The 1,392-nt window shown below is 36.5% G+C and carries 1 pseudogene; it reads right to left on the bottom strand.

What is annotated here, in order from left to right:
• Positions 1-86: 86 nt before the first annotated feature.
• Positions 87-1,377, bottom strand: a pseudogene (locus tag ADI58_RS11040) (IS4 family transposase).
• Positions 1,378-1,392: the final 15 nt, after the last annotated feature.

The following is a 1,392-nucleotide window of genomic DNA, read 5'->3' as shown; positions in this document are numbered from 1 at the left end:
GATTGAGAACATCAAAGTGATTCTCTATCCTATCTTCTATTTTTTTGCATGACAAATAAAGGTTTTTTCACCCTATTTTTTGAGATTTATGTTACTCTATAGATGAAATCAACTACCGATTGGGCCTTTATCTTTCTTGGATATTTTCGATTCGGTCGAATAATAGATAACTGTTTCTTGAGGTAGTTTTTCAACTGGAGAGAAGAAAGGGAACAGTTAAAAAACAAACGGCAGGCATAAGCCGCATCTGAGAAACACACTTTATATCTTTGTTTTTTACGACTACTGTCGATGGCAACTTGCGAGATTACCCAACGACAAAAGTTAAAATTTGTAAAGCGAGCAAAGATTTCTTGGAGAATCCCTTCCTTCTTTTTTGCATGAAAATTGACCAAGCCAACACTGTATTTCAGGTCACGAAAACTAGTCTCTATGCCCCATCTGCTGGCGTAGAGATTTTTTAATTCTTGGACTGAATAGTCTGTATTTGTCACTAAAGTTTCGTATTTTCCTTCTTCCACTTCTAAACGCACCATACGAAAAGGAAGTTGGTATAGTTCAACAGGGTCATGTTTTCGACTTGTTTCTGGAAGAAAATCAAAAGTAGAATTGTGTGGAATAAAATGATAGTCATTGGGACAGTTGAGATAAAGTTTTTTGAGCTGATTGGTTTGCTTTCGTGATAATGTTAGAGAAAATGTTTGATCAAAACACTCTGTATTTGGCAAGTTGAAGGAGGAACGCATGGATTGTTTTCCATCTCGAATACGGATGATATAAAGCCAACCTTTTTCTTGAAAATGAGCCATAAGATTGTAACTTTCATAGCCTCTATCCATAATAACAAGAGCTTTCTCGAAAGGGAGAAGCCTCCATCATCTGAATCAGAGCTAAGCGCTCATGTTGTGCATGTTTGTCTTGAATAAAAACATCTCGATACACTCCAGTCGTCAAGTCGTATAGGGCATTTATATGCATGAGATTATAGGATTTAACATCCGTTTGGGTTTGGATAGAGGTTTCTGTATCCATGGGATTTCGAGGAATACAGATATCACTCCCATCTGCAGCGAATATTGGAAAATCAGTATTAAGTGGAATAGGTGCTGTAAATTCTTTAAATAGGGCATAGAACGCTTCAGGTTTTATCTGATAGCGTCTTTGAACAAAGGCTGAATTTGAAACTGTCAGTTTGGCATCTAGTAATTCTTTTGACAATGATTTCCCTCCCATTCCCAGAATTGTACGAATCATAGTTTCTAGTGATAAACTTCTTTTACGAGTAAAGGCCTGTTCATCTTGTTTGACGAACTCAACTTTTTGACCAATGATACTCTGAATACTATTATTCAAGTGGGCTTTTATTTGTTTTATCATGGGAAATCCCTCCTT

This window comes from Streptococcus mitis (assembly GCF_001074635.1).
Classification (GTDB): Bacteria; Bacillota; Bacilli; order Lactobacillales; family Streptococcaceae; genus Streptococcus; species Streptococcus mitis_E.
Note: the sequence above shows the minus strand (reverse complement) of the source record. Positions and strands in the feature narration are given on the sequence as shown.